Raw genomic sequence first — 2,949 nt, 5'->3', positions numbered from 1 at the left:
CAGTGGCCCAACGATCAGGATGCACAAGCCGCCCTCAACCAGTTCTTCGACGAGATCGATCCCAACGGTCGCTTCATACCGGTTCTCAGTGGTGGCGGACTCGATTTTGCTGGCGCCGACCTTTCGGGTTTGGAACTGGGCGGAGCTGAGCTGAGCGCCGGACAACTCGTCGGTGTTCGCCTGCGCGGGACCAGCCTCTACAGCGCGTGGATTCGGCAAGCAAACCTGCAACGAGCTGATCTCGCTGGCGCCGACCTTCGGAAGGCGTTGATCACCCACTGCAATGCGCAAGACTCTGTCCTGGCAGGCGCAGCCCTCTCGGACGCGGATTTTACCGAAACGGACCTACGCGGCGCCGATCTGTCCGGGACGCAGCTCGACGACGCGTTCATGCACGGCACCGACTTGCGGGGAGCAGACCTACGGGAGTCGAGCTGGGGCACCATTCCACGTAACGCGGTGCTGACTGGCGCGAAACTCGGCGGCGCGAAAGTCGCATTGATGACCGGCGACGTCAGCGATACTTTGGACGTCGGTACCGACTCTCCGATGCTTCTCCGTGGCCGCGAACTACAGCAATGGTTCGTGGACAACGGCGCTCCCAACGTGCGAGTCCACTGATCACGACGGGGCTTTTGAGCCGACGTCACGCCGTGTGACGTTCGCAGAGCACAAGAGGACATCGTGACGGGGTACTGCACACGGCGCGAAGACGTGAAGGTGTGGCCGGTCAACTTGGACGCCCGGCAGGCAGTTTAGAAGTACTTCGCCGAAGTAAGACCTGGCTACATCCCAAATTCCGACGGAGCGGGCCTTTACTTCTCGGATGCTGACCTGTCCGGATTGGACCTGTCAGGTGCAGAAAGGGCCTCGTCACAGCTCGATCGAATCCGGACGGTGTCAGACAACTTCCCCCTGAGCTGCCAGCTCGTCCAGCAGGATGTGACTGTGGTACTTGGCGTAGGGGCATCTGCTCGTCCGAAGGGCGTCGGCAAGAACTGCGACCGCCTCGCGCCACGGCAGAAGATCGAGCTGAGCAAGCGACTCGGCGTCGAAGCCCCATCGGATACTCACGTCATCCCCCTTGGCAGCCACGTAGCCATGTTGGTCAAAGCTCAACCGCTTGTGCGTTCGACGGAGGCTGTCGATGCTGCTGCCAGTGCGCTCTTCGAGCTCGGAAGCTGACACCACGATGGTGCCGATCAGCGGGGCTTCGCCCGATTGTGTCGACGCAACCCCATAACCCACTTCGATACGACCGACGTTCAACGTGTAAAGCCGCTTCCGGCCTCGGCCAGCGCTGGTGCTGGGCATACAAGTCAAGCCCCAATGCACACCGACGTCATCGCGACCGTCCGGCAGCGCAGCATGCACCAGATCGGAAAGATGCCGGCGAACGTCGCCCGAGCTGTCCGCACTAACGAACGCGCCCAACTTATCAGCGCCCTTATCGTCGCTGACCGCCGTGTCCAGCGACGTAATCTCGATGCGCTCCGAGAAGGATTCGCCGACAGGGTCGCTCGCTGGCTGCGAGTCCACCGTTTCCAAACCGAGGGCCGCCGTACCCGCTGATGCAAGCTGGGGACAATGGGAGATCTTGTACCCTGACTGGCGTTTCCGCATCACGGCGAGTGCGTGGCTTGCCGCTGCCATAGCTACTCCAGGAATCCGCAAAGCTTCCTCAGTAGAATGTACGTCGTCGATGACAACGGTCTGCTCGAACGCCCCCGCAGACTTGTGACCCCCTGGCCACGTCTGAACATGTTTCGAGAGCTTTCGCCACAGCTTCCATCGAGACAGCAACTTAGGTGCCGGAAGGTGGCGTCCATCGACGAACATCGTCACTTCGAGAAGACCCGACTTGGGATTCTCGAGTATGTAGAAGGTCTCGAGCATTCCCATCGACAAACGTAAGATCAACGATTTCGACGAGCCTGGGTAGCAACTGACCGTCCAGAACGTGCCCTCGGTTCGAGCCGGAAAGGGCACGCACGCATCGAGGTACGCGCCCAAGGCGCGCACGACTTCGGGATAACGCGGGTGTTGTTTCAGCCTTTCGTGCGACGCGTTGTGAGCCGCGAGCTGCGAGTCCGAGTACGTGACCCCGACCGTGCCGTCGGAGCGGTTCGACGCCGACGGGTCTTTCAGCCAGTCGTCTTGTTCAGCGGGGGAAACAACGTGGTCCAGCGAACTAGAACCGATAATGACCGCAGCGTGTTCACGGTTGCGGAGGGTAAAACCTGCCTTCTCGGCGGAGTGGACCAAACTTCGCTCGGTTTCTCTGAGCTTGGTGGAGGGCGCATCGAACAGACGGATGCGAAACGCGCCAATGTCAGCATGGTTGAGTCCGTGCTGCCGCAACCTGGCCTGTATGTCGACGGAGATGCCGATGTACGCCTGACCGTCAAGGAACTCGAGCAGATATAGGCCCGATGCGCGCGGCGCGATCGACTTCAGTTCTCCAGCGACGTACGGCCTCGCTGGCCCGTATCCATTCCGCTCTGCCCAAGCCTCGACGACTGATGAATTGTGGACCGACATGGACCGCACTCTCCTGCATGTAGCTGTTCGACACTCCGGTTCGTTCTGCGAACCGGCGACGGCGGCAACGCAGAACCACCTCATGCTCGAGAGCCGGAACGAGGTCCCTACGGTGCGCGCACTGTCTGCTTTGTTGACGAACCCTACAGCGTGCCGGGAGGCGCCTTGGGATCGGCCTTACAACAGCACATCTCCGCAATTATGGTTCTCATTGGGCCGCGCATCCACCCGGACGACACCCGGATCAAGCAACTACGAAATGCGAGAGGATTGCCTGAACTTCGTAGATGTCCACCTGTTTGGTGAACTGCTTCTGGATTGGCACGGCGTTGCCGGAGATCCAGATCTCGAGTTCAGCGTCGAGATCGAACGTACCCGCCGTCTCGACGGCGAAATGTGTGATCGATC

Annotated in this window: 3 protein-coding genes; 1 reads left to right on the top strand and 2 read right to left on the bottom strand. The window is 60.6% G+C overall.

Annotated features, from left to right (window positions below; all coding sequences use genetic code 11):
* Positions 1-621: pentapeptide repeat-containing protein (locus WBQ44_RS10145; protein WP_495566559.1), on the top strand; the 621-nt coding region annotated here is incomplete at its 5' end.
* Positions 622-900: 279 nt separating this feature from the next.
* Here the strand turns inward: WBQ44_RS10145 and WBQ44_RS10140 are convergent.
* Both WBQ44_RS10140 and WBQ44_RS10135 read right to left on the bottom strand, forming a co-directional pair.
* On the bottom strand, positions 901-2,541 hold the full coding sequence (locus tag WBQ44_RS10140) for a GIY-YIG nuclease family protein (protein ID WP_495566558.1): 1,641 nt from the start codon (positions 2,539-2,541) through the stop codon (positions 901-903).
* Between the two features lie 244 nt (positions 2,542-2,785).
* A partial coding sequence (locus WBQ44_RS10135) for a PH domain-containing protein (RefSeq protein ID WP_495566560.1) occupies positions 2,786-2,949 on the bottom strand: 164 nt, incomplete at its 5' end.

The organism is Rhodococcus sp. (in: high G+C Gram-positive bacteria) (assembly GCF_049591685.1).
Lineage (GTDB): Bacteria > Actinomycetota > Actinomycetes > Mycobacteriales > Mycobacteriaceae > Rhodococcoides.
Note: the sequence above shows the minus strand (reverse complement) of the source record. Positions and strands in the feature narration are given on the sequence as shown.

Bases quoted from the DNA above. Each gene is read 5' to 3' on its own strand.
- WBQ44_RS10140 (WP_495566558.1), bottom strand. From the start codon at position 2,541: ATGTCGGTCCACAATTCATCAGTCGTCGAGGCTTGGGCAGAGCGGAAT.